Source organism: Metabacillus sp. GQ13, assembly GCF_059758525.1.
Genome location: NZ_JCAXET010000029.1, coordinates 1 through 25,704, shown reverse-complemented (window position 1 = coordinate 25,704; position 25,704 = coordinate 1). Strand labels below are relative to the sequence as shown.

The following is a 25,704-nucleotide window of genomic DNA, read 5'->3' as shown; positions in this document are numbered from 1 at the left end:
TAGATGAAAAAATAGTAGCATGTGCATTTTGAATGTCTTCTGTTGTATGTTTTACTTCATATACCTGTATTTTCCACCAGAAAGTTCACTTTCGCTGATTAAATCATCTATTTGATCATCTTCTGAAATCACAATACAGGCGTCAATTCTACAATTTTCCGGTAGTGTTGTTTCAGGGTTATCTTGCTGAACTACGAGTAGAGTAGTAGTTGATCCAAGAAGTTTTTTCTCCTTAGACCATTTTTTTAACTTCTCCCCAAACTTCAGTATTTGCATTCCCATATGGATCTTGTTGCATATAGGCGACACGATAAAGTTTTTTAATTTTGTTATTATTTGGTAATCAATATAATTTTATAATAAGAACAGGAACTTTACTCCAATAAGGTGTAAAGCCTTTGCTTCTTCAATTAGAGGATATTTTTGGATTAGATGGAATTTATTGATTAGAGGAGTTGTGAATGGGAGATATACAGGAGGAGGTATACATCCTTTTGAATTTGCTATTTATAACTTTACTCCAAAAGCTATAAAATCCCTACAAGTTGTAGAATTATTAAGATAAAGTCCAATAGGAGGTAGACTATGAATGAGGACGAATTGTATGTTTATCACATTGTTACTAGGAAAAAAATGAGTCTTGGGCAGATAATAAACTTTGACAAGAACCAAAAAAATGCCTTATATCGCTTCTTTTTTGAGAGGGAACAATTGAATTCTAAAGGAGAAGACTTTATTCAGATTTTACAAGGTCATTATACAAATGAAGGCTTGAAGTTGGATAAAGAAAATGCCGATGTAGCCATTAAGTATGCAGACCAGACAACCAGAGCAATTAGAGAAGTAATAGTAGAAATGGTTAGACTACAAGAATTTCCTGAATATCCTTCAAGATTGTCTTGTTTATACGCTACTACAAGTTATGAAGACGCTTTGAAATGGAAAAGATTATTTGATTCTTACAATCGAAAAGTTTTGCAGATTGTTAAACTTCGAGTTATTGGGAATACCTTTGAGGGTGATGGAAAGCTTTTACCAAAGGAAGATGGGGTTCCTTTCTCTCGAAAAATTGCACAATCTAGAGAATATTGGAAGGGTAATGTAAAAAGCGACCTTTCTGAGATTTTGATAAGCGGAAAAATTGAAGTAGTAGAAATTATTGATGATTTCTCAATTCTATAGGCAAGCTAGTAAATTATCTTGAACCTAGGTAGGTGACAATATGTTTAAGGAAAGCATCAGACTTCCATTAATATTTCTTGTTGTATCAACTATTTGGCAATTACTAGCAAACAACGAGGTTAAATGGATTGATAATATAGGGGTATGTTTAATAATGTTCTTGTTCTTGTTATTTTATAATTGGTCAAAAATACCTTATAAGTGGAAGAAAGACAAAAATGAATAAAGTATTTAAAAAAAGGGATTTGTTACTACTACCAACGGGTCCATTACTGGAACAACAGTAATGGACTTTTGTTATTCAAGTAACGTGGCAGATTAGTCAAAGAAGCAATCGGTTCTTAATCAAAGATGTTATTAGAGGATTAAAAAAGGGCTCTCATATAGAATAGCCCTTTTTGTTGATGGATTATTCGGATGGTTCAATAGATAATTTTTACCACCCCTGGGAATATTATTTCCAATGGATTAAAAATAGGGGGTTCTTTTATGGAAAAAAGTCACAATCATATGAGATTAACATCTACTGAAATGGGAAAGCTTTGGGTTACTTATACAGGGAATACTATGGCCAAGTGCGTACTCAGTTATTATCTTAAACATATCGACGATCAAGACATCAAGGAAGTTGTAAAAGATGCCCTAAATTTAAGTGGGAAGCTTGTGGAAAATATTAAAGATATATTTATTCAAGAAAACTTTCCTGTACCAGTTGGGTTTACGGATGAAGATGTGAACTTAGGTGCTCCAAGGTTATTTTCTGATGAATTTTATCTTCATTACTTGAAATATACGAGTAAAGCAGGAATGAGTATTTATTCAATAGCCATACCTATAATGGCAAGAGAAGACATAAGAGACTTTTTTATCAAAACTCTTAACTCCACAATAAATTTAATAACTAAGGTTAATGATACATTAATGGCAAAGGGACATTATATAATGCCCCCACAAATTCCTATACCAGACAAAGTTGATTTTGTAAAAAAACAAAATTATTTAAATGGTTTTTTGGGAGATGTTAGATCTCTTCACGCATTAGAGATTTCACATCTGTATGATAATATTGAAAATAATGTAACTAGTAAGGGTTTATTAATTGGTTTTAGTCAAGTAGCTAAAAATGAGAGAGTGCAAAAGTTTCTTTTAAGAGGAAAGGAAATGACAAATAACCAAATAGAAGAATGTTCAAAGCAGCTACATAGAGATAACTTGCCATCGGCTTCGTTATTGGACGACCTAGTAAGCACTTCAACCTTTTCCCCTTTTTCGGATAAATTAATGTTATGGCACAAGATAGATATGTTTTCTATGAAATTTAGGTCTTATGCCAATGCTATATCACTTAATGGAAGGCGTGATCTTGGAGCAATGTATGCTCGATTTCTAATGAAGATTGGGCTATATGTAGAAGATGGTGCTAATATTATGATTGATCACGGATGGATGGAGCAACCACCAAAATCAATCGACCGTAAAGACCTCGCGAATAATAAGGATTAGACGTATGAATGGAAAAATCACTTTGGAGTTTTTGTTAATGAGTTAAACGAACAAAAGGTATAATGAATTATGTTTAATAAGAAGGAGAATGACAGTATATTGGTATTTGAAACGAACAGATTAAAAATTGTAGCTTGTACTGAAGAAACCGTTCAAATGGCAATAAATCAAAACGTTGATAACGGACCAGAAGTTTCAACCTATTTAAAACAGTTAATGGAAGACCCCTCACTATTGTATTGGGGGAGTTGGTTTGTTGTTAAAAAGTCCAATGGTGTAATCATTGGAGATATAGGTTTTAAAGGAAAACCGGACGAAAATAAAGTGGTAGAAGTAGGATACGGTCTTCTTGAAAAGTATTGGAACAAGGGTTATGGAACAGAAGCTTTAGGAGCATTAATTCAGTGGGCTTTTCGAACATCAAAAGTAGATAATATAGTAGCTGAAACACTTCATGATAATTATGGTTCTATTCGAGTGTTAGAAAAACTAGGCATGGAAAAAGTGAATGCAACAGAAACAATGATTCATTGGTACTTAGACAAACCAAGCCTGGTACATAAATAAAGGTTTCAGTTAAAAGGATCTTCCAAATGGGTCTTATCCCAGCTAAGTAGACAAAAATTCTTTTGAAATGGATCTAATACCCATATTTATCTTTTGGTAGAAATTATCGCTTTTAGCTTAATTTCTTTTGTATAGGTGGTTCTCATTTTCTCCATTAATAGTCCCCTCCATAGAAGACAGCTCAATCCTTTCTTTACTGTCCACTATTAGGGAAGGGGATAATAACAACTTGAATATTCTTTTTTAATACATATAACATCTGATTCTGGATACTTGTTGAACTAACTTAACACTTTAGTTTACATGATGCTTTATATCATATTTTATTTTTAAATACAAAAACAAAAATGAAACTAGTAATGAAATAATACAACCCAATAACAGATGTACAATCTGATAAAACAGTCCATAAATCACTGTCTTTAATCAGATACATCCAAATGAAAAAACTGATCATAAATATCAATGGGAAAAATATGAAATATCCTAAAAAATTTAATTTTAAATTCTTAATCATCCTATAAACTCCTTAACCAGCATTGATAGGACTGTTGCGATATTTTCGGCAAGAAAGCATAAAACCAAAATGTTCCTTCTTAATTTACCTGTTACAATCTAATACGGTTAAATAATAGTAAACGTTTCAATCTTTAACTAATCTGCTTACGTTAGTTTAACAAGCTCTTAAAGTATCACATGAATACCTTATACAAATCTAGTTACATAAAGTAGGTAGAAAAATAGCCAAACCCTTGATAGATATGGGTTTGGCTATTGGCTTTTTTATTGATTTCGTAGTAATAACTTTTCATTACTACGAAACTTCCACTAGGATTGATACTAGTCAATTTTTATAAGTATTAAGAACCATTTTTTTAGGTTGTAGTTCTACTAGCATACAAACAACGATTGAATTGTTGCTTTTCCTTTTTTATTTTAGGCGGAAATGATGAACAATTACCAAAGAACAGCGAAGCGACAAATGAACCTTTGGTTATGACCCAGCCTCTTTATGTGTTGATCCTAATCTATTTCTTGTAGAAGAAAATGGACTTTATCTCCATTCACAATCTTCAGGTTCATCAACTTTTTGATTTTTATAAATTTGGAAAAGCGCCTTTCCATCACTTGGACTACCGTTTGGATAATCCATTGGCATTAATGCAAAGAATATTGTATAGATGGAAAAATAGATGAATTGATAGGTTATGCTTGAAGCTTCTATTAGGTCTAGCTTAATTGACATGTGGACCATGAAAATGGCCAACATATTAAATAGAGACCCACCAAAATAGATTAAGATGTGACGGAATTTACTTTTTACCTTTATATTGGAAAACACACAACTGCCATCCCAGAAGTAAAACGTTCGAACTTCGATATTTCGAATTGAAAAGAGCCTTTTTCCACATCCAATGATGATTTTAGATCCTTGACAGCCATTGATCCTAGCAAATAAATAATGGCCGAATACATGGATGAGTGTAACGATTGGAAAGACTATGAAAAATGCCCGAAAAAACACTAAGAAGTCGTCTATACCAAACATCTAAAAGCCCCCATTTCCTTACGTGAAAATGAAAAGGAGATGAACCTTTTCACCTTAGTTACACTACCCTGCTCGTCAGACATTTTAACAAAAACAGGAGAATTCACGTAAAAAGTCACAAATGTGGGAAGGTGAAGGTGAGTAACTCTATAAGCCCAAAAAGCACGACTTCAGGCTATGATAGATAGTCTGAGGTCGTGCTTTTTATGAAAAACAATATCTATATTTTAAAGCGGCATTGTGTGAACCATTAATAAGTCTCACGATGCTTTAGTGTTTTACGTTCGACCATCTGAAACATGACATAGTAAAGAAGACCACTAAATACAGCTAGTGCGCCTAGTATAGAAAATGTGAGCGGGTAACCGATCCAAAGTGACATTGGTATTGCGATCGGTGCATCTGCAACCATTGCTTGTGAAGCTGGCCAATAAAAGGCACCAAATGCCCCTGCTAATGAAAAGCAAAGAAACCCTAATATAGGTAAGTCTAGCCATGGTGAATTTGAAAGTGCAAAGATAATAAATGCTAACCCTTGACCAAATGAGGAGACAACCATCATTGTTTTCCGGCCAAATCGGTCAGAACAGTATCCTCCCATCAAATTGGAAAGAACAGAAAATACTTGAGAAATAATAAGAAATAGTCCAGCCTTTTCTTTTCCAAAGGCATCTGCAAAGTAGATAGTTAAAAAGGGGAAAAACATCCAATAGGAGATATTCATTAAAGCATCACCATACAGGCGAATTTTAAGGTTAGAATCCAATCTCGTAATCTCATAGCTGGCTTACCTCAGTTCTTGTAATCTTTCGTATTCTTCATACTATTTCGGATTTCGAAATACAATAGTATGATATTCGGCTAGTTATTTTGGTTTGATCGTGAGGAACAGAAGTGAATGTTGTAAGCATTTATGAATACGTATAAAGAAAAGAAGAAGAACAGTTGGCCCGTATTTCGGAAAGAGTCCTTGAATGCGAATTAAACGGAAACTGTGAGTAACCATAGACTGTTTTGGTTACTCTACGTTTTATTCAATACAATTTAGGGAAATCGCTTAACAATAAAACCAAAAGGAGGTAAAGCGATGGACCAATTATTTAAGGTTGTAAGTGAAGTATCGGGTTGGCTTTGGGGACCGCCTCTTATTATCCTATTAGCGATAACTGGTATTTATTTAACATGCCTTTTAGGATTTTTTCAGTTTAGGTATCCAATTTATATTTTCAAACAGACGCTAGGGAGTGTTTTTAAAAAGCCGAAGGGGAAAGGATCGGTTACACCTCTTCAAGCATTAACTTCTGCGTTATCTTCAACAGTTGGTGCAGCTAATATTGTCGGAGTACCGGCTGCCATCATGTTTGGTGGTCCAGGGGCTATTTTCTGGATGTGGGTTATTGCTATTATAGGCATGTCAATTAAGTTCTCTGAAAGTGTACTAGCAGTAAAGTATCGTGAACAGACGGAACATGGTGAATATGTAGGCGGTCCGATGTATTACATGACAAAGGGTCTTAAGATGAAATGGCTAGGTGTGTGGTTTGCCTTCGCTCTTATGCTTGAACTTATACCTAGTATCATGGTCCAGGGTAATGCTGTTTCATCTTCCGTTCAAGAGTCATTTCAAATTCCACCACTTATAACAGGTATTTGTATTGCAGGTCTAGTCTCCCTAGTTGTGTTTGGAGGAATAAAAAGAATTGGGAAAGTAACGGAAATTCTTGTCCCATTTATGGCATTATTTTATGTTGGTGGAGCATTATTGATCCTGTTAATGAATATAGAGCAAATACCATATGTTTTAGATTTAATTTTCACTTATGCTTTTCAACCAATGGCAGCTGTAGGTGGTTTTGCTGGTGCAGCAATTGGGGAAGTGATTCGTTGGGGTTTTGCACGTGGATTATATTCGAATGAAGCAGGTTTAGGTACAGCACCTATTGCTCATGCCGCTGCCCAAACAGACCATCCAGTCAGACAGGGTTTTTGGTCAATTATCGGAATTGTCATCGATACATTAATTATCTGTAGTGCTACAGCGTTTGTTGTTTTGTCTTCAAATGTTTGGATGAGGGATGATGCAATGGGAGATCCTGCATCCTTAACATCTGCTGCATTTTCGCACTACCTAGGTCCTATTGGTAGTTATTTAGTCAGCATTTCACTGATTTTCTTTGTCCTATCAACAATTGTTGTTATCATCTACTATGGTGTAAAACAAGCTGAATTTCTATTTGGTTTTAAAATGGGTGAATGGATGAAAATTGTTTATCTAGTATCGATTGTCATCGGTGCAATTGGTGGAGCTAAGGTCATTTGGCAATTCCTTGACCTAGCACTTGCAGCCATTCTATTGCCAAACGTGATTGCACTCTTATTACTAAGTAAAGAAGTAAAACAGTTAAAGAATGAATTTTTTACATCTGAAAAATATTATCTAAAGGATATCAAGAAAAATAAAACATAAGCTTCCATATAGACAGAGGTTTTTCGAGTGAATCTTTGAATAAAATGACTAGGATGTGAAAAGCTTATTAACAACGATATTTACTAATGGCTAACCTAGTAAAAAAGAAGAATGTCGAAAAGGTTCAGTAGCACAAATAAACATGGAGGTGGAGCACAATGAAAAAGTATACTTTTACGTTAATGCTTTTGATCTTGTTTATGACTACGGTAGCCTGTAGTAATGACACTGTTAATGAGGATGAATCAGACCAGGTTAAAGAAGAGACAACAGAAACTAATGAAAAAGAGGATGTAGTTGAAGAGAATCTAACCGAAGAAGAGACGGAAGAGTTAATATTGGAAAAGAGTAAAGAGGTCCTTAAGCTACTAGAGACCAAGGATGAGGAAGAGTTAGCTACTTATGTGCATGATCAAAAGGGTGTTGTTTTTTCCCCACATGTTTATATTGAGGAAGATGCGGTTACCTTTGATAAAGATAAAATAAAGACCTTTTCTAAGGAAACCAAAACATATACTTGGGGTCACCAAGATGGTAGCGGGGAACCGATCGAATTAGCACCTAGTGACTATTACCAAGATTACATTTTTGATGGCAATTATTTAAAAGCAGATGAAGTTAAGTACGACCCGAATGAGCCACGTGGAAATACAAAAAGGAATATTTCAGAGCTATTTCCTAATTCCCATACAGTCGAATATTATATAAAGGGTACCGAAGAAAATGCCAATATGGACTGGAAGGCTTTAAATATCGTCTTTGAAAAGGATGCAGAAGGTGAATGGAAGCTAGTCGCTATCGTACATGATCAATGGACAATCTAACATGAAGGTAGATAGGACCACCGCTTTTGAATTAGAGCGGTGGTTTTTACTGATTTCTCAGGAGATTATAACTATTGATAATCTCTACGACATCCAGCTCCAGCGCCTAGCCCCTCGATGGGAAAAAGAAAACTACCTTTTCCGAGGTTAATAAGTCAGGAATTGAAGGTAAAAGACATCTTGCTGAGCGTCTTATGCTTGTACGCAAAGAGCACGAAGATAGGCTGAATTCGTAAAGATTTATTTTTTATAAATTCAGCCTATCTTTGCGAAAACAGCCTTCTTTAAAAAACTTCTCACACCCTACTAGGCGCAACAATAGGATATAAAAAGCCTAAGCCTAGTTAGGAGGAAGCTGATGTTGTATCCATTGTTTGTATCACTTTTAGTTATTATCTGCGTCAGTATTTTTGTCGTGATCCTTTTATGTCACTTGCTTCTTTCGCCAAATCGTGTACCGTATGACAAGACCTTTAAGCTAGGAATTCAAAAGGGGGAAATTAATGATCGACTCTTTCAATCAAAAAGAAAAAAGGATTTATTTATTCAGTCCAAATATGGCTATCAGCTTCATGGCATGTTCTTTCCAGTAGAAAAGGGGCAAAAGGTGATCATCATTGCCCATGGTATTAAGTGGTCGTTATTTGGTAGCTTTAAATATGTAGATATGTTTCAAAAAAAGGGTTTCCATGTTCTATTATGTGACCATAGATACCATGGTTTAAGTGGTGGGACTTATACATCATATGGGTATTATGAAAAAGATGACCTAAAGGCATGGATCGACTATTTAGTTCGCTCAATGGGAGACAAAACTTTTATCGGTTTATTAGGCGAATCACTTGGAGCAGCCACTGCCTTGGAAGTTAGTAAGTGCGATTCACGCGTGAAATTCTGCATTGCAGATTGTTCCTTTAGTGACTTATACTCCCTTTTACGGTTAAGAGTCAAAACAGATACAAAGCTAGGATTAAACCCACTGATTAAACTTGTCAATTATCTAATAAAAGTACGCCATGGCTGGAGTTTTCCGGACATTTCCCCGATAAAAGGACTTGAAGATACCAAAACACCCATACTCTTCATTCACGGTAAAGAAGATTCGTTTATCCCTCTCCAAATGACAGTAGATATGTTCACTCGAAAACAAGACAAGAAAATGTTATATGTAGTCCCCAAAGCAGGCCATGCTGAGGCATATAACATCGATCCAAAAGGCTACGAGAAGAAAGTCAATGAGTTTATTGAGTATGTGGAATAAGAATTTTTGATGTTTTGATTTGATTTTTGGAGGGAGGTTGGCTAAATTCTGGGGAGAAGTGGTGCAATACTGGAAAAGTGGTTCAATTCTGGTGAAAAGCGGTGCAATTCCGAGAAGAAGTGGTTCAATTCTAGTGAAAAGCGGTGCAATTCCGAGAAGAAGTGGTTCAATTCTAGTGAAAAGCGGTGCAATACTGGAGAAGTGGTTCAATTCCTGGGAAAAGCGGTGCAATTCCGAGAAGAAGTGGTTCAATTTCGGTGAAAAACGGTGCAATTCCGGAGAAGTGGTTCAATTCCTGGGAAAAGCAGCGCAATTCCGAGAAGAAGTGGTTCAATTCTGGTGAAAAGCGGTGCAATTTCGGAGAAGTGGTTCAATTTCTGAGGAAAGCGGTGCAATTCCAAGAAGAAGTGGTTCAATTCCGGTGAAAAGCGACGTAATTCCAAAGAAAAATGGCTCAATCCAAGTAGAAAAGTGCTATCTAGGACCATATGATTTAAAAACAACTAAACGAAAGCCTCTCTTACCTAAAACAGTATGTAATAAACATGTTTACCTCATACAAGCTAGGGTAAAAAATAAATAGACTAATTAATGGGAGGCTTGATCGTAGGATGTCAAAAAAAATAGCTGTTTTATTAACAGATTCATTTGAGGACTCAGAATATGAGGATCCAGCGAAGGAATTTAAGGAAGCAGGGCATAGTTTAACGGTTATTGAGGGAGTAAAAGGTAAGGTAGTAGAGGGAAAAAAAGGTGATGCTAGAGTTGAGATTGATGCATGTATCGATGAGGTTAAACAGAGTGAGTTTGATGCGTTATTCATCCCGGGAGGATTTTCTCCAGATATCTTAAGAGCGGATCAACGTTATGTTTCTTTTACAAAGGCATTTATGGATGAGAAGAAACCAGTATTTGCAATATGTCATGGTCCACAGTTGCTTATTTCAGCTGAAGCGTTGAAAGATCGTGATGTTACTGGCTATACTTCAATTAAAGTCGACCTAATGAATGCGGGTGCGAATTTTCATGACAAAGAGGTAGTCGTTTGTGGTGGCCAGCTTGTGACTAGTCGAACACCGGATGATATTCCAGCGTTCACAAGAGAATCATTGAAGTTACTTTAAAGTAAATATAGAAGATGATGGTTGTCACTTAGTTATGATGTGACTTTAAAATGTAACGATATTGAAATAGTTAATCAGAAAAAGAGGTTGTCTCAAAAGGCCCTACTCCGACATTTACACTACAATGATTTTGTGGGAGTTTATCAAGTCTTTTGAGTTAGCCTCTTCTTTTTATGCCTTTTTATCCACCGTATCTTCAGGTAAAGGGTCAATGCGTATTGAATCTTCAGTTTTAATAGAAATTTTCATTGTATAGATGACAAGACCAATTGATATAAAGAGGAATCCTACTATGCTCATTGTAGCTAACCACCAATTTAACATGAAAACCTCCCCCTCATTGAATCATATGTTCATGAGGGGGAGGTTTAGAATAGAATTTTATTAGACTTTGCGCAGATTGCCTAGTTCCTCAACGATTGCTTGCATTTCGTTTGGGCTGAATGAATTTTTTTTCATAACTAGCTCATATACATCTTTAAGCTCTTCATACATTTCTTCGTCAAAATGTGTAGATTTGATAGCACCGAAATTGAGAACTTTTAATTTCTCTTTGATTTGGTCAATCATATACTCAACGTTTTCTGCTGATTTTTCTGTTAGATTCACTGATTCCATTCCTTTCTAACGGGTTTATTATCTCGCCATTGTGGCTTTGTTCAACAAGATAAAGAATATCTTAGCTATGTTGAGTTGTTTCCACTTTTCTGTATTGTAACACGAATTATATACAAGCATCTAAAAACTTATCAAGGAAATGATTCAAACATGTTATCATTTTGCCTCTTTATTTAAAATAGTAGTCAAGTCTTCTTACGTTGCTGAGCCTGCTTTTTTCTGTTGTTTTTCTTCCTTTATTACCGTTAGAAACCTCTTCGTCTCTGCAACGACCACACCAGATAAGCCAAGGAGACCAATTAAGTTAGGAAATGCCATTAATCCATTCATGACATCGGCAATTCCCCATACGACATCGATTGTTGTGATTGAACCAAGGAAGACAGCAAGAACAAATGCGTAACGATAATACTTTACAATCGATTCATTAAAGAGGTAGGTAAAGCACTTTTCACCATAGTAAGACCAACCTAAAATCGTTGAGGAGGCAAAGAAAAGCATGCCGATGGCAACGATTATCGATCCAGCAGGTCCGAGAAAGTGTTCAAAGGTGATCGAAGTAAGTGAATTACCTTCAGCTCCACCATTTGTGTATACTTGACCCATGACAATGGTAATTCCTGTTATCGAGCAAATAAGAATGGTATCGATAAAAACCTGTGTCATTGAAACGAGAGCTTGACGGCCAGGATAGTCCGTTTTTGCAGCTGCTGCAGCGATTGGTGCTGAACCAAGACCTGCTTCATTAGAGAACACACCACGTGCGACACCCCAACGAATAACTGCTCCAATGGCACCACCGGCTACGGCTTCTCCTGTAAATGCATCCGAAAAAATGAGGGAAACGGCGTCAGGTATTAAGGTAGCATTCATGATTAAAATGATGATTCCAGCAATTAAATAAAATAAGGCCATGATTGGAACAAAATAAGCTGTTACTCTACCGATTGATTTTATCCCACCTAAAATAACAAGTGCAGTAAAGACAGTAATGATGATTCCTGTTACAATTGTTGGAACGGAAAAAGTTGACTTCATTACCCCTGAAACTGAATTTGACTGGACCATGTTGCCAATTCCAAATGCTGCAACTGCTCCAAAAATTGCAAATAACACACCTAACCATTTTTGCTTTAATCCATGTTCTAAATAGTACATTGGACCACCGGACATTTCACCGTTTTTATCCTTCACACGATATTTCACAGCTAAGATAGCCTCTGAATACTTTGTAGCCATTCCTACAAGTGCCGTGATCCACATCCAAAAAACAGCACCAGGTCCACCCATTAACACGGCAGTCGCAACGCCAACGATGTTACCAGTTCCAACAGTTGCAGCTAGTGCAGTCATTAGTGCCTGGAAATGAGAAATATCTCCTTCAGACTTTTTGTCCTGTTTTTTAGAAAATGCCAACCTTAAAGCATATGGTAATAACCTAAATTGTAAAAAACCTAAACGAATCGTTAAATATAAACCTGTACCGACCAATAAAATTAGCAGTGGCGGTCCCCAAACAAAGCTGCTAATCTCACCAATAAACGTCTCAAATGCTTCCATAACATCCTCCTCTTAAAAATGTATAGTAACCCCTTGTCATGAATGTCCAATCAGTTACTTAATGAAAGATATTCTTAAGGCTAAATGTAAATGTCAAAATTTTTCGGTAAGGATAAGGAAATCTTTCTGAAAAAACATTATGATTAGGTAGAGAGGTGGATTTACTAGTTAACAAAGTGATCCTGTTTCGTTCATGTTGGTAATACATATAAGAGAAGAGATACTTAGATTTTAAGGTATCGGTTAGTTTTGAAAAAATTCGGGTAATAGTGATAGGAGGACAAGATGGTTAACATTTTATTTGTTTGTTTAGGGAATATTTGCCGTTCGCCGATGGCTGAAGCGGTTATGAGGCATTTAATGAATGAACAGGGGCTGGATGGAAAAGTAAGAATAGATTCTGCAGGAACGGGTGGTTGGCATATAGGAAAACCTCCACACGAAGGAACATGTCAAATCTTAGACAGGTATCATATTTCATACGAAGGTCAAAAGGCTAGACAATTAGTAACAGAAGACCTAACTGACTTTGATTACATCATAGGCATGGATAATGAAAACATTGGGAATATTAGACGTTTAGCAGGCTATAATCAGACGGGGAAAATAGTAAGGCTTCTTGATTATTTAGAGGAGCATCCTATGACAGATGTACCTGACCCATATTACACTGGTAATTTTGATGAGGTTTATGAAATGATTAGTAAAAGTTGTGAGAATCTTTTAGATGAAATCAAGGAAATTCATAATCTTTAATGGGGGAAACGGATATGAAAAATGAAAATAAGTTGTTAACAGGTATATTGGTAGGAGCGCTTGTCGGGGCGGCTGTTTCACTATTAGATAAACATACACGTGAGGATGTTATGAAGACAGGGAATAATCTCTCTTTAAAAATGAAAGGGTATATCGAGAAACCAACATCATTTACAGATGATGTGAAGCAACAGATTGATGGGGTTAAGGATACTGTACAGGAAGTATCAGAGGATCTCTCGTTTATGAACGATAAAGTTAAAGTGTTAAAAGAAACAACACCAGAAGTACTTAGTATCTTACAAGAAACGAGGGATCGATTCTTTCCAAAACGACAAAATTCGTGAGGTGGAAAAATGTTTAAAGAAGGCTCATTTCTAAAAGAATTATTCCATCGTACTAAGAATGATGATGTAGCAGGATTATCCGCACAGCTTTCTTATTTTTTCCTTTTGTCTTTGTTCCCGTTTTTAATTTTTATGATCACCTTAGTTGGATATTTACCGATTTCACAAGAGGATGTCCTTGGTACGATTAGGGGTTTTGCTCCTGGTGAAACGTTAGATATGATTGAGGAAACGTTAGAGCAAATTTTAAATAAAAAAAATGGCGGATTACTGTCCTTTGGTATAATTGCAACAATTTGGTCTGCATCAAACGGAATAAATGCAATAGTAAAAGCGTTCAATAGAGCGTATGATGTCGATGAAACAAGATCGTTCCTTGTTGCACGTGGTATGGCGATTGTGCTGACAATTGCCATGGTATTTGTCATTTTAGTGGCCTTATTATTGCCTGTGTTTGGTAGGGAGATCGGATTGTTTATCTTTTCAAACTTTGGATTTTCCGAAGAATTCTTAATGATTTGGAATACGTTGAGATGGGTACTTAGTGGTATTATCTTATTTGTTGTTTTTTCAGCACTTTATTTTGCTGCACCAAACAAACATCTACACATTAAAGATGGATTACCTGGTGCATTTGCTGCAACGATTGGTTGGATTGTTGTTTCACTGGCATTCTCTTATTATGTAGGGAACTTCGCTAACTATAGTGCCACATACGGGAGTATCGGTGGAATCATTGTGTTGATGATCTGGCTTTATTTATCAGGGATGATCACCATTATTGGCGGGGAATTAAATGCTATATTATATCAACGAAAGCATGCAGCTAAATGATGGCAAATCAATTTAATATAAAAAAGTCCAATTGACTATGTTAACCATAAGTCAATTGGACTTTTTTGCTTGAGTTAGTTCAAGGGTATTTTATCATGATTGTAGGTCGTATTTGTGTCTTGGTTTGGTCGAAAAGCTGTTATCGCAATAAAGATGAAGAGTAACATAAAACTAATGATCAGGAAGTAGCTAATATTTTTTGTATACTCTATGAAAATACCACCTAAGTAGGGTCCCGCTAAACTACCAATACTAAAAGCGACGCCACATAGAAGGTTACCGGTGGGCAACAAATTTTTAGGCATTAAGTCTGTCATATAGCTGATCCCCAGTGAAAAGGTAGAGCCTACAAACATCCCCGCGATGAAAAGACAAGTTGTTAACGCCAAGACATTTGCTTCAACAAAACTAGCTGTTGTAAAACTAACGAAGCCTAATAAAAGGATTGTCATTAAGATAGGCCTTCTCCCAAATTTGTCACTGAGCATACCTAAGGGTAGTTGGAAAACAATGGCTCCAATTGCGAATGAAAACAATAAAATAGAGATATTGGTGACGCCAAGACCAATTCGTAATCCGTAAACGGGGAAGCTACCATTTAGAGAGGATTCTAAAAAGCCATAGCCTAATGGCGGTAAGAATGCCACCCAACCGTACTTAGTTGCTTCGCCAAAACGTTTCATCGTTTCCTTTATGGAGTTTACCTCAATTGTCTGCTCTGGGTAATCGTTCTTAAGTAAGAAAAGGAATGACCAGCCAATAAAGCAGAGAACAGAAGAGATAATAAATGGTAATGTTTCATGAATATTGATTAAGGGGGTCATTAATGGACCAACTGAAAAACCAACTCCGAAAAACAACCCATATAAAGATATATTGCGGCCGCGTTTATTTTCTGCCGAAAACGAAGTAATCCATGTCTGTGTTCCAAAGTGTATTGCATGATCACCAATTCCGATTAATAGCCGCAGTCCGAACCAAAACCAGAATGAATGATAAAGGGGAAACAATGCTAATGAAACGGCCACTAGAAGACCACCCACTATAATGATAGGTTTAAAACCAAATCTCCTAAGTGGATATTCCATAAAAGGTGATATAAGTAATATACCAATATACAACGCAGTTGCGTTCAAACCATTTAATGCTGAAGAGACTCCACTGTTTTCAAAAATGACGGCTATTAATGGAAGCAGCATTCCTTGACTAAACCCCGAGATAGCAACAATTGATATTAAAATCCAAAAACGTATGTTTTGCTTTTTCATGATTGAACCTCAAATTCTTAAATGTAGATTTACTGGAAAAACCAGCAACTAGATGTAAGTTATACTCTATTACGAAATAAGCTAGAATTCAAGATTCTATTCACATGTAGAGAAAATCGTGTACAATAATAGGAAAATTGCAGAGGTGAAAAAAATGGAATTTACAATGAAGGAAGTTGGGTTTAAAACAACAACAGACTATGGAGAGCTACACGTTGCAGGGGATGAAACATATGGATATCGACCATATCAATTAATGGTAGCATCGATTGCAGTATGTAGCGGGGGTGTTCTTAGGAAAATATTAACGAAGAAAAGAATAGAGATTGAAGATATGAAGATTTCAACTACTGTCGAGCGGAATGAAGATGAGGCGAATCGGATTGAAAAAATTCATATTCATTATCTCATAAAAGGACAGGATTTAGAGCGTCACAAAATTCAACAATCAATAGAATTAGCGGGTAAAAATTGTCCAATGGTTCAATCTATAAAGGGTAGTATCGAGGTTGAAGAGACATTTGACTTAGTTTAAGAAGATGGCTGTTTTCGCAAAGATTGTTGCTTTCCATACAAAGTAGTACACGTTAGAAGCTTATCACCGTGCTCTTTTCGCTAAATGACTCTGATACCCCTCTGGAGATTGCTTGAATTTACATAATAAAAATCCAAAAGCCGATTTTTATTAGTCCGAGAGCAACAAACTTTTAGAAAAGAGCCAAGAAGATTGACAAAGGGACTGGCCCCAGGCTAGTCCCTTTGTCACTAAAGTAACTAAATAGTGAGTACCTCAGCCTCACTTGAAGAGCTCTCAAAATAACGGTAAGAGATCGGTGTTATTTTTAAAAGTAAATAATTAGGATCGTCCGCACTTGGTATCCAGTTTTTTAGTTTATCATTCCAAAATTTTTCCTTGCGTTCTTTGGAGTCCTCTACAGAGATGGTTCCCTCTATTTCCACATAAGGTTGATCCCAACCTGTACGTCCATTCCCTAACAAAATATGTACATAGCGATTTTTACTAATGTCCTCAACTTTATGAGTTTCACTATGCGTAGCAGTAAATAACGTTAATTCCTCATTGAAAAACAACATAAATCTTGTAAAAGGTTTATCACCTCTTAATGTAGCTAACGTACCTATTTTGTGATTTTCTAAAACATCAAGCATTTTTGACTTTATTGTATCACTCATGGATAATCTCCTCTCTAATTCCATAAAATAGCGTTAGTAAAAGGCAAGAACTTTCATCACATTTTACTAATCGTTCCTCATTATTTATGCGTAAAAAATTTCATTTCATACATATATAAATGCACCTATATTATTGAGAGGAGAAGATTTAGAAGTTTCACTAAATAGTAGGTCCGATGTTTGGAGCATAGGTTTTTAATCGATTAAAAAAAGGTATTGTCATTTATAGAAAACATCTGAATATGAGGATAGGTGAAGGTATGGTCAATCGAATATTTAGCATCATGGTGATGATAGGCGTTCCATTGTCTGTTATAGGCAATATTTTTCATTTTCCATCAGTGGTAATGTTTGTTGTCTATTGTCTTACGATTATTGCGCTAGCTGGTTTTATGGGGAGGGCAACGGAAAGTTTGGCAATTGTAGCGGGTCCTCGTATTGGTGGATTGCTAAATGCAACATTCGGAAATGCAGTAGAATTAATCATCTCAATTTTCGCATTAAAGGCCGGGTTAATGGGTGTCGTTTTAGCTTCTTTGACGGGGTCGGTATTAGGGAATTTACTTCTAGTTGCAGGCTTAAGTTTTTTTGTAGGAGGGTTAAAATTCAAGCGTCAAGAATTCAGTATCTATGATGCAAGACATAACTCAGGACTTTTGATATTTGCGGTAATCGTCGCCTTTGTTATCCCAGAAGTTTTTTCAATGGAAATGGATGAAGCGAAAACATTGTCCTTAAGTATTGGTATTTCAGTTATCTTAATTGTGCTTTATTTAGCAGCACTATTTTTTAGACTTGTCACACATCGCGGCGTATATCAGCAAGACACTGATGTGGTTCAAGAGCATGAGAAGCCTGAATGGTCTAAGAAGAAAGCACTAACGATCTTACTACTTGCAACAGTTGCAGTAGCATATGTATCAGAAAGTCTTGTACATACATTTGAAACAGTGGGTGAGCAGTTTGGCTGGTCAGAATTATTTATTGGGGTCATTATCGTAGCAATTGTCGGGAATGCTGCAGAACATGCATCAGCGATTATTATGGCTTATAAAAATAAAATGAATATTGCTGTTGAAATAGCAGTTGGCTCAACATTACAGGTAGCGATGTTTGTCGCACCACTATTAGTGATAATCTCTTTGTTTTTTGAGAATAGTATGCCATTAGTCTTTACCTTACCGGAATTAATTTCGATGGTAACAGCTGTTTTATTAACGATTTCAATCACAAATGATGGAGATACTAACTGGTTTGAAGGCGCAACATTATTGGCCGCCTATATTATTATGGGAATTGGCTTTTACCTATTATAAAACCTGAATAACATAAATAGTAAGGTTATAGGACTCTATGCGAAAATGCATGGAGTCTTTACCTTGTATCGAACATCTTCAGTTAAGGCTCTTTTCTAAAAGTTTGTTGATTTTACACGTACCTGTCACTTCAAAAGAATTAGGACCAAATAAATAAGCGAAAATAGCACGAGGATAGGCTAATCCGTGAAGTAGAGTGATGTACGAAAAACAACAATCGTTGCGAATATAGCCTCAGTTAAAATGAGGTCCCCATTTGCTAACGAAAAAGTGGTACTCTAATAAAGGAAGTAGATCCTATAGACAACTGGGTTTATTTCAAGCTTCATTAATACTTTAACAAACGAGTCATATCAATATAATAGATAGGTCTCGTCCTTAATAATGACATATGCTAGAAAGGAACATAACATGAAAATTAGAATTTTATTTTACTTGGTAGGGCTCTTTTTAATGGGATTTGGTGTCACGTTAACGATAAAAGCGGACTTAGGTGCAGGAGCCTGGGATGCATTAAATGTAGCCCTTTCAAGTATTATTGGCTTAACTGTGGGTAGTTGGGTCATCATAATTGGGATTATTTTAATGTTTTTAAATGCCTTTATCGTAAAAGGAAAGCCACGACTATTGGCGTTATTCACTATTTTACTTATCGGGTTTTCAGTTGACTTTTGGCTAATGATTGTGATGGAAAATCTCGTTTTTGACATGCTTATTTACCGAGTTTTATCGCTTATAGCTGGAATTTTCTTCATTGCCGTTGGTGTGGCGATGTATTTACAAACAAAATTCCCAGCAAATCCAATTGATCAATTAATGATCTCATTACACGAAAGATTTCATCTGAATTTTATGATTGCAAAAACAATTGGAGAGGTAACTGCGCTAATTCTTGCTTTGATTTTGGGAGGTCCGATTGGTATTGGGACCATTATCATTACTTTTCTCATTGGACCGCTTATTCAATATATCAATGTTCCGATGACGAAGAGGTATGAATTATTATTTAAAGGATGACGTAAAAAAGGTGGATAAACAAAATGAACTTTGAAAACACTAATGATAAGCATTTTGAAGGGAGTAGTAATAATGAAAATAAGGTTGCTCGTTTCTCTAGTCCTGCTTTTATCATTCAGTTTTTCAAGTTCTGCCTGGGCAGAAGGAAAACAACAAAAGCAAAAAATTCCTGGTTCTGTCATGGAGTTAACGAAAGAAAACACATATCCAAATCCAACACAGGATTTACCTTTTTTACAACCAAGTGAGTTGACCCAAACACTAATTGATACGTCTAGTGTTCCGATCGAGAATCCTGATCTAATTCGCATCTTAAATGAATCTACGATATCAGATGCACCGCTTGCTTTTGGGTATCGCGCAACAATATTTCTAGGTCAGTGGGCGCTTAACTATGAGTCAACAGAAACAGCAACAAATTGGGAATATCAAAAGATCAATACGAATTTTCAGGATAACCGTGGTGGGAAATCACCGATTCAAATTCATTATAAACAAGAGGCGCAGAAACACGTTAAGGGTGCTTTAACTGCAAAGGTTCCTGAAGCAGACCATGTTAAAAAAATGATGCTCCTCAAAGCAATGAAAAAAACGAATCTACCACTATCATGGGATACCATCGTTGGTGCTGGTACCAAGAAGGACCAAGTATATAATATACCACCAAAAAAACTTGGTTACTTATATGCATATGCCCCAGCTGTTAATGAAAAGGGAAAAGTAACATATGGTGAGGTTTATTTAGAATTGAAGGGTAATAAGAAAGGCATTGTCGTAAAAAATGTGACCTCGCAAGGAATAGGTGGTTGGATTCCATTGCAGGACCATGCATCATTCGGTTTTACAACTGCCGATCAACCAAGATAAGATTCGAGAAGATCAATGCGCAATCCGTGTTGGTCTTTTCTTATGTCTTTTTTGAAAACGTGCTTCGCTAAAGGGGTCATGATCTTATTAGTTCAACTCATTACATATAATTACATCCAAAGTAAATAGTATTAGAAAGCTATTATTTATGGAGGTGTAAGCATATGAATAGAATTGCTGTTATGCTGATCATTTTGATTAGCTTTAGTCTTCTTCCCAGTGCCGTTTCAGCTGAAGATGTGATTGAGGATAAGAATCTAAAGGCTGCCTTTATTCGCGATCAAAATCTATGGACGTACATAAATGGTCAGGAAAAACAGATTACCTTTACCGAGAATGTGAATCCAGATCTTCAATGGTCTGATGATGGACAGTGGTTATTGTTTCAAATTGAAGCTCCATCCGAGAACCAGGGTGGGCAAATGCAAAATGAGATTTGGGTCTATCATCCTGATACTGGAAAAAAACGTAAGGTCTATTACAATGGGTTTTCACCACAGTGGGCACCGGACAAACATATTGTTGCATTTCTAGATCGTCAAGTGTTGAATATTTCCGACTTAAACCAATTTTATAATGTATCGTTAGGGGTAAGCAGTTATACTTGGTTACCAGATGGAAGTGGCTTCCTGTTATCATCTCAAGCCAATCTTTTACCAAGCGGCTGGACAAATCCTATCTTATACAAGAAGAAGTTAACGGATGAATATGATCATCTTTTGAACAATCCGGTAGAACATTTTTTCACCGTGCCTAAGCAATTAGGTGAGGAAAATAGTATCCTTTCGATCCATGCGGATAATTTCTCATTTTCACCAAGTAATAAGTGGATCTCTTTTATTGTTTCCCCGACAGCATCTTGGTCGATGGATAGTAATATGCTTTCTGTCATTTCGAGTGATGGCAAGAAAATGGACGTGTTAGCAGAAGTTATTTTTGGAGTTGGTGAACCTAAATGGGCACCTTCAAAGGATATCATTGCCTTTATTGCTGGTGGTGGCAGAATCGTCTATGGTTTTACTAATAAAAAATTAAATGTAAAAGAGTTTCCAGTGTCTGGAACGCTTACCCCAGAGGATTATGCAGAGTTAGATTTTACATGGGTGAATGATCAGAGGATTGTTACGTCAAGAGTAAAAGAAAAAGAATGGTCAAATGATTTTACTGTGCATCCACAGCCGGCACTTTATGCAATCTCTATAAATGATCATCAGCAAGAGAAACTAACGAATCCACCAGATGGTTTTGGAGACTATCATCCGATATTTATTAAGGGTATGGATAAACTCATCTGGTATCGAGGGAAGTCGATTACCGATGACCATCGAGATATATGGATAGCGAATACAGATGGGTCTGAGGATAAAAAGTGGTTAGAAGATGTAGACGAAATTGAGATTTATCCGAATTGATCAGTAGCTTTTGCAGAGACAAGAACTGAATCATAAACCGATCCAGTTCTTGTCATGTTGTGGCTTGGAAATAAAGTTCAATAATGATAATAAAGTTGATATGGAGGATATTTTCTTGTTCAGCAATAGGGCTATACTGGAACAGGGATTTTAAAATAAATAGAGAATTTTAATCAGAAGAACATTTTAGGTAAGATTCTTATCATCTAGGAGTTAGTTCATTTTACTTTTATACACCTTCAACGACAACACATAAAACAAAATCGCAATGCCAACTAACCAGATAACAGCTGTCACAATGGCACCAGAGTCCGGTTGTCCAGTCAATAGCGAACGAATGGCTCCAGCAAGATGTGTCATTGGCTGGTTTTCAGCAAAAGCACGAAGTCCTCTGCCCATATCATCAGTTGGAACAAAAGCGGAGCTTACAAACATAAGTCCCAATAGCAAATAAGAGAATACGCTGGCACCTTCATAAGATTTTGATACAAGTCCGGCAAGTACTGCCATCCAAGTGAAAGTGAAAATGGTGAGAATAATCAGAATGGCTGCCAACAACCATTCTACAAAATCAGCATGGGGACGGAATCCCATCAGTAAAGAAATAAGCATGACCGCACCTACTGAAAATAGGTTTAATAGCAATGTCGATATCACATGCCCGCTCAAAATGGAAGATTTGGCTATTGGCATGGAATGGAAACGGTCAAAAATTCCTTTTGTCATATCCATATTCACTCGGACTGCTGTATAGGAAATACCCATTCCGATGGTCATTAAGATTACACCAGGCACAATAAAGTTTACATAATCAACTTTATCCATTGTCATGGCACTCCCGAAAATGTAGACGAAAGCCAACATCAGCATAATCGGCATGAGTATGGTTGTAATAATCGTATCAATGCTGCGGAAAGAATGTTTCATCACCCGTCCACTCATGGTCATGGTATCATTAAAAAAATGTTTACTCATGATTTATTCTCCCTTCTTCCCAGTGACAGCGAGGAAAATTTCCTCAAGTGTCGGCTGTTTTTCCACGTATTCTACTTTTTTAGGCGGAAGAACTGTCTTTAGCTCCTCCATTGTACCTTGGACGATAATTTTTCCATCATGCAAAATGGCAATGTTGTCAGCCAATTCTTCTGCTTCTTCTAAATATTGAGTTGTAAGAAAAATAGTTATACCAGATGCTGCTAAATGGCGAATCACATCCCACAAAGCTAGTCGAGCTTCTGGATCAAGTCCAACAGACGGTTCATCAAGAAAAACAAGTTCCGGTGAACCAAGCATGGTCATAGCCAAGTCCAAGCGACGTTTCATCCCACCGGAATAAGTAGCCAGAGGTTTACCTTCTGCTGCTACTAAATCAAAACGTTTTAAACTTTCCTCCACAGCTTTTTTTCGATCAGGCAAATGGCGAAGTTTTGCAACCAAGTCAAGATTTTCACGACCTGTCAAAATATCATCTAACGCTACACTTTGCCCAGTTAGGCTGATTTTCTCACGGACTTGATTCGGATTTGTTTGAACATTTGCGCCGCAAACTTCTGCTTCACCTTTATCTGCTTTGATCAATGTCGTTAAAATCTTAATTGTAGTCGTCTTACCAGCGCCATTGGAGCCTAATAGAGCGAACACACTGCCGCGCTTTACTTCAAAATCGACACCTTTTAATACTGGGAGATCTTTATATGATTTTTCAAGTCCTTTTACGGAAACGGCGAGGTTACTCATGCTACTCGCCTCCCAATTCTTTCATGATGCTTTCATTTAGGTCCTCACGCCATTTGGCAGTGTACGTTTTGGCATTTTCCAACAGTTCATCGCAGAAGGTAGCCACGTCTTCGCCGGTAATCTCCAAAACTTTTTTGCCTTCCGCTGCACCGGCTTCGAATAAATCGATTAATTCATAATAAATTTTCAACATATCATAACCGTCTCCTGCTGCAAAATTCCACATATATTTTTGAATCTTTTCAAATACGAATTGATAATCTTCCGGTAGGGCATCTACACGTGCCATCATCATTTTATACTCTTTTTTATCACCAATCATTTTTTTAAAAAAATTCAACATGTTATTTTTCCTCCTTTAAAGAATTCATTTTTGATGAAACAAAATCCCATTTTTTCCAAAATTGTTGCAGTTCCTTGTGTCCTGCTTCGTTTAGCGTATAAAACTTACGTGGGGGACCCATTTCAGAACGTTTTTTCTCAATATTCACCAGCTTTTTCTTTTCCAGTCGTATCAAAATGGTGTAGACTGTTCCTTCCACAACTTCCGTAAAGCCCAGCCCATTCAGCCGACGGGTAATTTCATAGCCGTAAGTATCACCTCGGCTAATAACTTCCAAAACACACCCTTCTAATACACCTTTGAGCATTTCGGTTAAATGTTCCGTAATAATCACCCCAATCACTATTTAGTATTACCCATATTCAGTATCACTTAGTACCGAAGTATAAAAGCACTTAGTAGTTAAAGTGTCGAGAATTTTAATTTTAGGCTACTTAGTGATACTGGTATTAAGTGTTACTGAGTACAGGTATATCGTAACACTTAGTAGCGATAGGTGTCAACAAAAAATGTAAAAAATAGTAAAAATGTTTTTTGAAAAGATAAGAAGGCATAAATTCTCTATCTACAAGAACCCTTGTGATTGTGGTATTTTTAATTGTAATAGTATTTCTTGATACTAAAGCGCGCGTTCCTGATCAGAATTCAAGAACTTAAGGAGGACATTTATGGAATTATTATTTTGGCCATTTATGATTGCTTCAATTATCTTTTCATTTATAGCTCTTGGTTCTAAGCAGCCAAAATTCCTTATAATTTCCAGCCTACTTATAACGCCATTATCGCTCTACTTAGCTTCAACACCACGTTTTGAATGGTGGGGTTTGATATGTCCATTCTTTTACCTTGGAGCTGCTATCCCCCTAAGAAAAAACATCAGGTGGCTATCAGTATTATTGATCTCTCCGAACATTTTATTAATTGGATGGATTGGATTCGCTGTAATGAATCAATAGGAAATTAAATAAACCTACTATCTTTGTTCCAGAAAAGGGAGCTTTAATTGAACAGACAGATAAAGGATTTTCAAATCGAAGATCCTTTTTTATATACCTTTAATGTTTCATTATGTTAACTGATTTATTTGTATCAGTATTCATTTTTAAGTTATTTTTAGAAAATTAATACTTTAGTAGCTTTTTTGCTTAGTTGCTGTCAAAAAATGGTCGTTTTTCAAATGTAAAATAGTCCCATAGTTCATCGTAATACAAATTTTAACATGGTAAGGTGTAGAAAAAGGGAGAGTTGTGATAATGGAAAAATGATTAAATGTTGGGAAGAAAGTTACTTTTGTCTTTGTGAAGGTAATTCATGATTGAAAAAGAGACAGATCATTCCTTGATTCGTGAAACATTCGAAGGAAAGATGAAAGGAAACAATGATCAACAACTGAAACAAGGGAAAAAATTGATATTGCGTATTAATTCTATGAACCAGATTTTTTATACTTATTATATAATCGTAAATTTCTAAAAGTGTTTATGTGTGAGTCGAGACGAATTGTATTGGATATCATCAGGAGGGATCATTGATGGCCTTGTTTCTCATTTTTTCATCTACTGGTATATTGATTTTTGTTAGTCTTATTCATGTTTATTGGGCTTTTGGAGGAAGATGGGGAATAGGTGCTACTCTTCCGGTAAAAGAAGATGGAGCAAGCACTGTAATTGTTCCTCCTATGTTAATTACATTATTAGTTTCCTTTTTTCTCCTGCTTTTTTCTATCATTCTATTGGCTCAAAGCGGGTATTTACCTTTTTATCATCCAGGTGCATTGACAAAATGGGGATGTATTCTCACTGCGTCGATCTTTATTTTACGGACAATCGGTGACTTTCACTATATGGGTATTTTTAAAAAAATCAAAGGAACCAAATTTTCCAAATATGATAGATCGATGTATATTCCACTCTGCTTATATTTAGCGATCTCTTTTGTAGTAGCTGTTATCATATGAT

General features: G+C 36.2%; 30 protein-coding genes and 1 pseudogene. 19 read left to right on the top strand and 12 right to left on the bottom strand.

Features of this window, described 5'->3' with window-relative positions; translation table 11 throughout:
* Positions 1 to 51: 51 nt before the first annotated feature.
* Positions 52 to 282 carry a GyrI-like domain-containing protein gene (locus AC6CHR_RS23870; RefSeq protein ID WP_498251647.1) on the bottom strand — a complete coding sequence of 77 codons (231 nt, stop codon included), beginning with the start codon at positions 280 to 282 and terminating at the stop codon, positions 52 to 54.
* A 303-nt stretch (positions 283 to 585) separates the two neighbouring features.
* Here AC6CHR_RS23870 and AC6CHR_RS23865 point away from each other — a divergent pair, with 303 nt between their 5' ends.
* The 3 genes from AC6CHR_RS23865 (at position 586) to AC6CHR_RS23855 (ending at position 3,252) form a co-directional block, all read left to right on the top strand.
* Positions 586 to 1,182, top strand: a complete 597-nt coding sequence (locus AC6CHR_RS23865) for a DUF2441 domain-containing protein (protein WP_498251646.1) — start codon at positions 586 to 588, stop codon at positions 1,180 to 1,182.
* Between the two features lie 489 nt (positions 1,183 to 1,671).
* On the top strand, positions 1,672 to 2,685 hold the full coding sequence (locus AC6CHR_RS23860; protein WP_498251645.1) for a DUF3231 family protein: 1,014 nt from the start codon (positions 1,672 to 1,674) through the stop codon (positions 2,683 to 2,685).
* A 99-nt stretch (positions 2,686 to 2,784) separates the two neighbouring features.
* Positions 2,785 to 3,252, top strand: coding sequence for a GNAT family N-acetyltransferase (locus tag AC6CHR_RS23855; RefSeq protein WP_498251663.1), 468 nt, complete (start codon positions 2,785 to 2,787; stop codon positions 3,250 to 3,252).
* Positions 3,253 to 4,306: 1,054 nt separating this feature from the next.
* Here AC6CHR_RS23855 and AC6CHR_RS23850 read toward each other — a convergent pair.
* Entirely contained in the window at positions 4,307 to 4,801 is a 495-nt protein-coding gene (locus AC6CHR_RS23850) for a site-2 protease family protein (protein WP_498251644.1), read from the bottom strand.
* 400 nt (positions 4,802 to 5,201) lie between these two features.
* Positions 5,202 to 5,581 (bottom strand): annotated as a pseudogene (locus AC6CHR_RS23845) (MFS transporter); the annotation flags it as partial.
* 307 nt (positions 5,582 to 5,888) lie between these two features.
* Here AC6CHR_RS23845 and AC6CHR_RS23840 point away from each other — a divergent pair.
* The 6 genes from AC6CHR_RS23840 to AC6CHR_RS23815 all read left to right on the top strand — a co-directional run bounded on the left by AC6CHR_RS23840 (position 5,889) and on the right by AC6CHR_RS23815 (position 10,477).
* Complete coding sequence (locus AC6CHR_RS23840) at positions 5,889 to 7,268, top strand: alanine/glycine:cation symporter family protein (RefSeq protein ID WP_498251643.1); 1,380 nt, start codon at positions 5,889 to 5,891, stop codon at positions 7,266 to 7,268.
* 158 nt (positions 7,269 to 7,426) lie between these two features.
* Positions 7,427 to 8,092, top strand: a complete 666-nt coding sequence (locus AC6CHR_RS23835; protein ID WP_498251642.1) for a hypothetical protein — start codon at positions 7,427 to 7,429, stop codon at positions 8,090 to 8,092.
* 358 nt (positions 8,093 to 8,450) lie between these two features.
* Entirely contained in the window at positions 8,451 to 9,353 is a 903-nt protein-coding gene (locus AC6CHR_RS23830; protein ID WP_498251641.1) for an alpha/beta hydrolase, read from the top strand.
* Positions 9,354 to 9,411: 58 nt separating this feature from the next.
* Complete coding sequence (locus tag AC6CHR_RS23825; protein WP_498251640.1) at positions 9,412 to 9,696, top strand: hypothetical protein; 285 nt, start codon at positions 9,412 to 9,414, stop codon at positions 9,694 to 9,696.
* 6 nt (positions 9,697 to 9,702) lie between these two features.
* A complete protein-coding gene (locus tag AC6CHR_RS23820) occupies positions 9,703 to 9,936 on the top strand; it encodes a hypothetical protein (RefSeq protein ID WP_498251639.1) in 234 nt (77 codons plus the stop codon).
* A gap of 28 nt (positions 9,937 to 9,964) precedes the next feature.
* A complete protein-coding gene (locus AC6CHR_RS23815) occupies positions 9,965 to 10,477 on the top strand; it encodes a type 1 glutamine amidotransferase domain-containing protein (RefSeq protein WP_498251638.1) in 513 nt (170 codons plus the stop codon).
* Between the two features lie 171 nt (positions 10,478 to 10,648).
* Here AC6CHR_RS23815 and AC6CHR_RS23810 read toward each other — a convergent pair whose 3' ends face one another.
* The 3 genes from AC6CHR_RS23810 to AC6CHR_RS23800 all read right to left on the bottom strand — a co-directional run bounded on the left by AC6CHR_RS23810 (position 10,649) and on the right by AC6CHR_RS23800 (position 12,655).
* Positions 10,649 to 10,801 carry a hypothetical protein gene (locus AC6CHR_RS23810; RefSeq protein ID WP_498251637.1) on the bottom strand — a complete coding sequence of 51 codons (153 nt, stop codon included), beginning with the start codon at positions 10,799 to 10,801 and terminating at the stop codon, positions 10,649 to 10,651.
* Positions 10,802 to 10,861: 60 nt separating this feature from the next.
* Positions 10,862 to 11,086, bottom strand: a complete 225-nt coding sequence (locus AC6CHR_RS23805) for a DUF1128 domain-containing protein (protein WP_498251635.1) — start codon at positions 11,084 to 11,086, stop codon at positions 10,862 to 10,864.
* A gap of 204 nt (positions 11,087 to 11,290) precedes the next feature.
* Complete coding sequence (locus AC6CHR_RS23800) at positions 11,291 to 12,655, bottom strand: alanine/glycine:cation symporter family protein (RefSeq protein WP_498251634.1); 1,365 nt, start codon at positions 12,653 to 12,655, stop codon at positions 11,291 to 11,293.
* 285 nt (positions 12,656 to 12,940) lie between these two features.
* Here AC6CHR_RS23800 and AC6CHR_RS23795 point away from each other — a divergent pair, with 285 nt between their 5' ends.
* The 3 genes from AC6CHR_RS23795 to AC6CHR_RS23785 are packed head-to-tail and all read left to right on the top strand — an operon-like array spanning position 12,941 to position 14,592.
* A complete protein-coding gene (locus AC6CHR_RS23795; protein WP_498251633.1) occupies positions 12,941 to 13,411 on the top strand; it encodes a low molecular weight protein-tyrosine-phosphatase in 471 nt (156 codons plus the stop codon).
* A gap of 14 nt (positions 13,412 to 13,425) precedes the next feature.
* Positions 13,426 to 13,758, top strand: coding sequence for a YtxH domain-containing protein (locus AC6CHR_RS23790; protein WP_498251632.1), 333 nt, complete (start codon positions 13,426 to 13,428; stop codon positions 13,756 to 13,758).
* Between the two features lie 9 nt (positions 13,759 to 13,767).
* Positions 13,768 to 14,592 carry a YihY/virulence factor BrkB family protein gene (locus AC6CHR_RS23785; protein ID WP_498251630.1) on the top strand — a complete coding sequence of 275 codons (825 nt, stop codon included), beginning with the start codon at positions 13,768 to 13,770 and terminating at the stop codon, positions 14,590 to 14,592.
* A gap of 74 nt (positions 14,593 to 14,666) precedes the next feature.
* On the opposite strand, the gene AC6CHR_RS23780 is transcribed toward AC6CHR_RS23785, so the two are convergent.
* The gene (locus AC6CHR_RS23780; protein ID WP_498251629.1) at positions 14,667 to 15,860 is read right to left on the bottom strand and encodes an MFS transporter; all 1,194 of its coding nucleotides are present in this window, start codon (positions 15,858 to 15,860) and stop codon (positions 14,667 to 14,669) included.
* Positions 15,861 to 16,014: 154 nt separating this feature from the next.
* On the opposite strand from AC6CHR_RS23780, the gene AC6CHR_RS23775 reads away from it, so the two are divergent.
* A complete protein-coding gene (locus AC6CHR_RS23775; RefSeq protein WP_498251627.1) occupies positions 16,015 to 16,395 on the top strand; it encodes an OsmC family protein in 381 nt (126 codons plus the stop codon).
* 239 nt (positions 16,396 to 16,634) lie between these two features.
* Here AC6CHR_RS23775 and AC6CHR_RS23770 read toward each other — a convergent pair whose 3' ends face one another.
* Positions 16,635 to 17,054: a pyridoxamine 5'-phosphate oxidase family protein gene (locus AC6CHR_RS23770; RefSeq protein ID WP_498251625.1), complete on the bottom strand. Its 420-nt coding sequence runs from the start codon at positions 17,052 to 17,054 to the stop codon at positions 16,635 to 16,637.
* A gap of 260 nt (positions 17,055 to 17,314) precedes the next feature.
* Here AC6CHR_RS23770 and cax point away from each other — a divergent pair, with 260 nt between their 5' ends.
* From cax to AC6CHR_RS23750, 4 genes are all read left to right on the top strand, one after another.
* The gene (gene cax / locus AC6CHR_RS23765) at positions 17,315 to 18,370 is read left to right on the top strand and encodes a calcium/proton exchanger (RefSeq protein WP_498251662.1); all 1,056 of its coding nucleotides are present in this window, start codon (positions 17,315 to 17,317) and stop codon (positions 18,368 to 18,370) included.
* Between the two features lie 411 nt (positions 18,371 to 18,781).
* On the top strand, positions 18,782 to 19,387 hold the full coding sequence (locus AC6CHR_RS23760; protein WP_498251624.1) for a YczE/YyaS/YitT family protein: 606 nt from the start codon (positions 18,782 to 18,784) through the stop codon (positions 19,385 to 19,387).
* A 72-nt stretch (positions 19,388 to 19,459) separates the two neighbouring features.
* A complete protein-coding gene (locus tag AC6CHR_RS23755; RefSeq protein WP_498251623.1) occupies positions 19,460 to 20,254 on the top strand; it encodes a YfkD family protein in 795 nt (264 codons plus the stop codon).
* A gap of 164 nt (positions 20,255 to 20,418) precedes the next feature.
* Positions 20,419 to 21,666: a TolB family protein gene (locus AC6CHR_RS23750; protein ID WP_498251621.1), complete on the top strand. Its 1,248-nt coding sequence runs from the start codon at positions 20,419 to 20,421 to the stop codon at positions 21,664 to 21,666.
* Positions 21,667 to 21,879: 213 nt separating this feature from the next.
* Here AC6CHR_RS23750 and AC6CHR_RS23745 read toward each other — a convergent pair whose 3' ends face one another.
* The 4 genes from AC6CHR_RS23745 to AC6CHR_RS23730 are packed head-to-tail and all read right to left on the bottom strand — an operon-like array spanning position 21,880 to position 24,053.
* Entirely contained in the window at positions 21,880 to 22,608 is a 729-nt protein-coding gene (locus AC6CHR_RS23745) for an ABC transporter permease (RefSeq protein WP_498251619.1), read from the bottom strand.
* Between the two features lie 36 nt (positions 22,609 to 22,644).
* Positions 22,645 to 23,403, bottom strand: a complete 759-nt coding sequence (locus AC6CHR_RS23740; protein ID WP_498251618.1) for an ABC transporter ATP-binding protein — start codon at positions 23,401 to 23,403, stop codon at positions 22,645 to 22,647.
* A gap of 1 nt (position 23,404) precedes the next feature.
* Complete coding sequence (locus AC6CHR_RS23735) at positions 23,405 to 23,746, bottom strand: DUF1048 domain-containing protein (protein WP_498251616.1); 342 nt, start codon at positions 23,744 to 23,746, stop codon at positions 23,405 to 23,407.
* A gap of 1 nt (position 23,747) precedes the next feature.
* Complete coding sequence (locus AC6CHR_RS23730) at positions 23,748 to 24,053, bottom strand: PadR family transcriptional regulator (RefSeq protein ID WP_498251661.1); 306 nt, start codon at positions 24,051 to 24,053, stop codon at positions 23,748 to 23,750.
* Between the two features lie 361 nt (positions 24,054 to 24,414).
* On the opposite strand from AC6CHR_RS23730, the gene AC6CHR_RS23725 reads away from it, so the two are divergent.
* Together AC6CHR_RS23725 and AC6CHR_RS23720 are read left to right on the top strand one after the other, a co-directional pair.
* Positions 24,415 to 24,702 (top strand): hypothetical protein, encoded by a 288-nt coding sequence (locus AC6CHR_RS23725; RefSeq protein WP_498251615.1) that lies wholly within the window; start codon positions 24,415 to 24,417, stop codon positions 24,700 to 24,702.
* Between the two features lie 575 nt (positions 24,703 to 25,277).
* Positions 25,278 to 25,703, top strand: a complete 426-nt coding sequence (locus AC6CHR_RS23720; protein ID WP_498251613.1) for a DUF3995 domain-containing protein — start codon at positions 25,278 to 25,280, stop codon at positions 25,701 to 25,703.
* Position 25,704 lies beyond the last annotated feature (1 nt).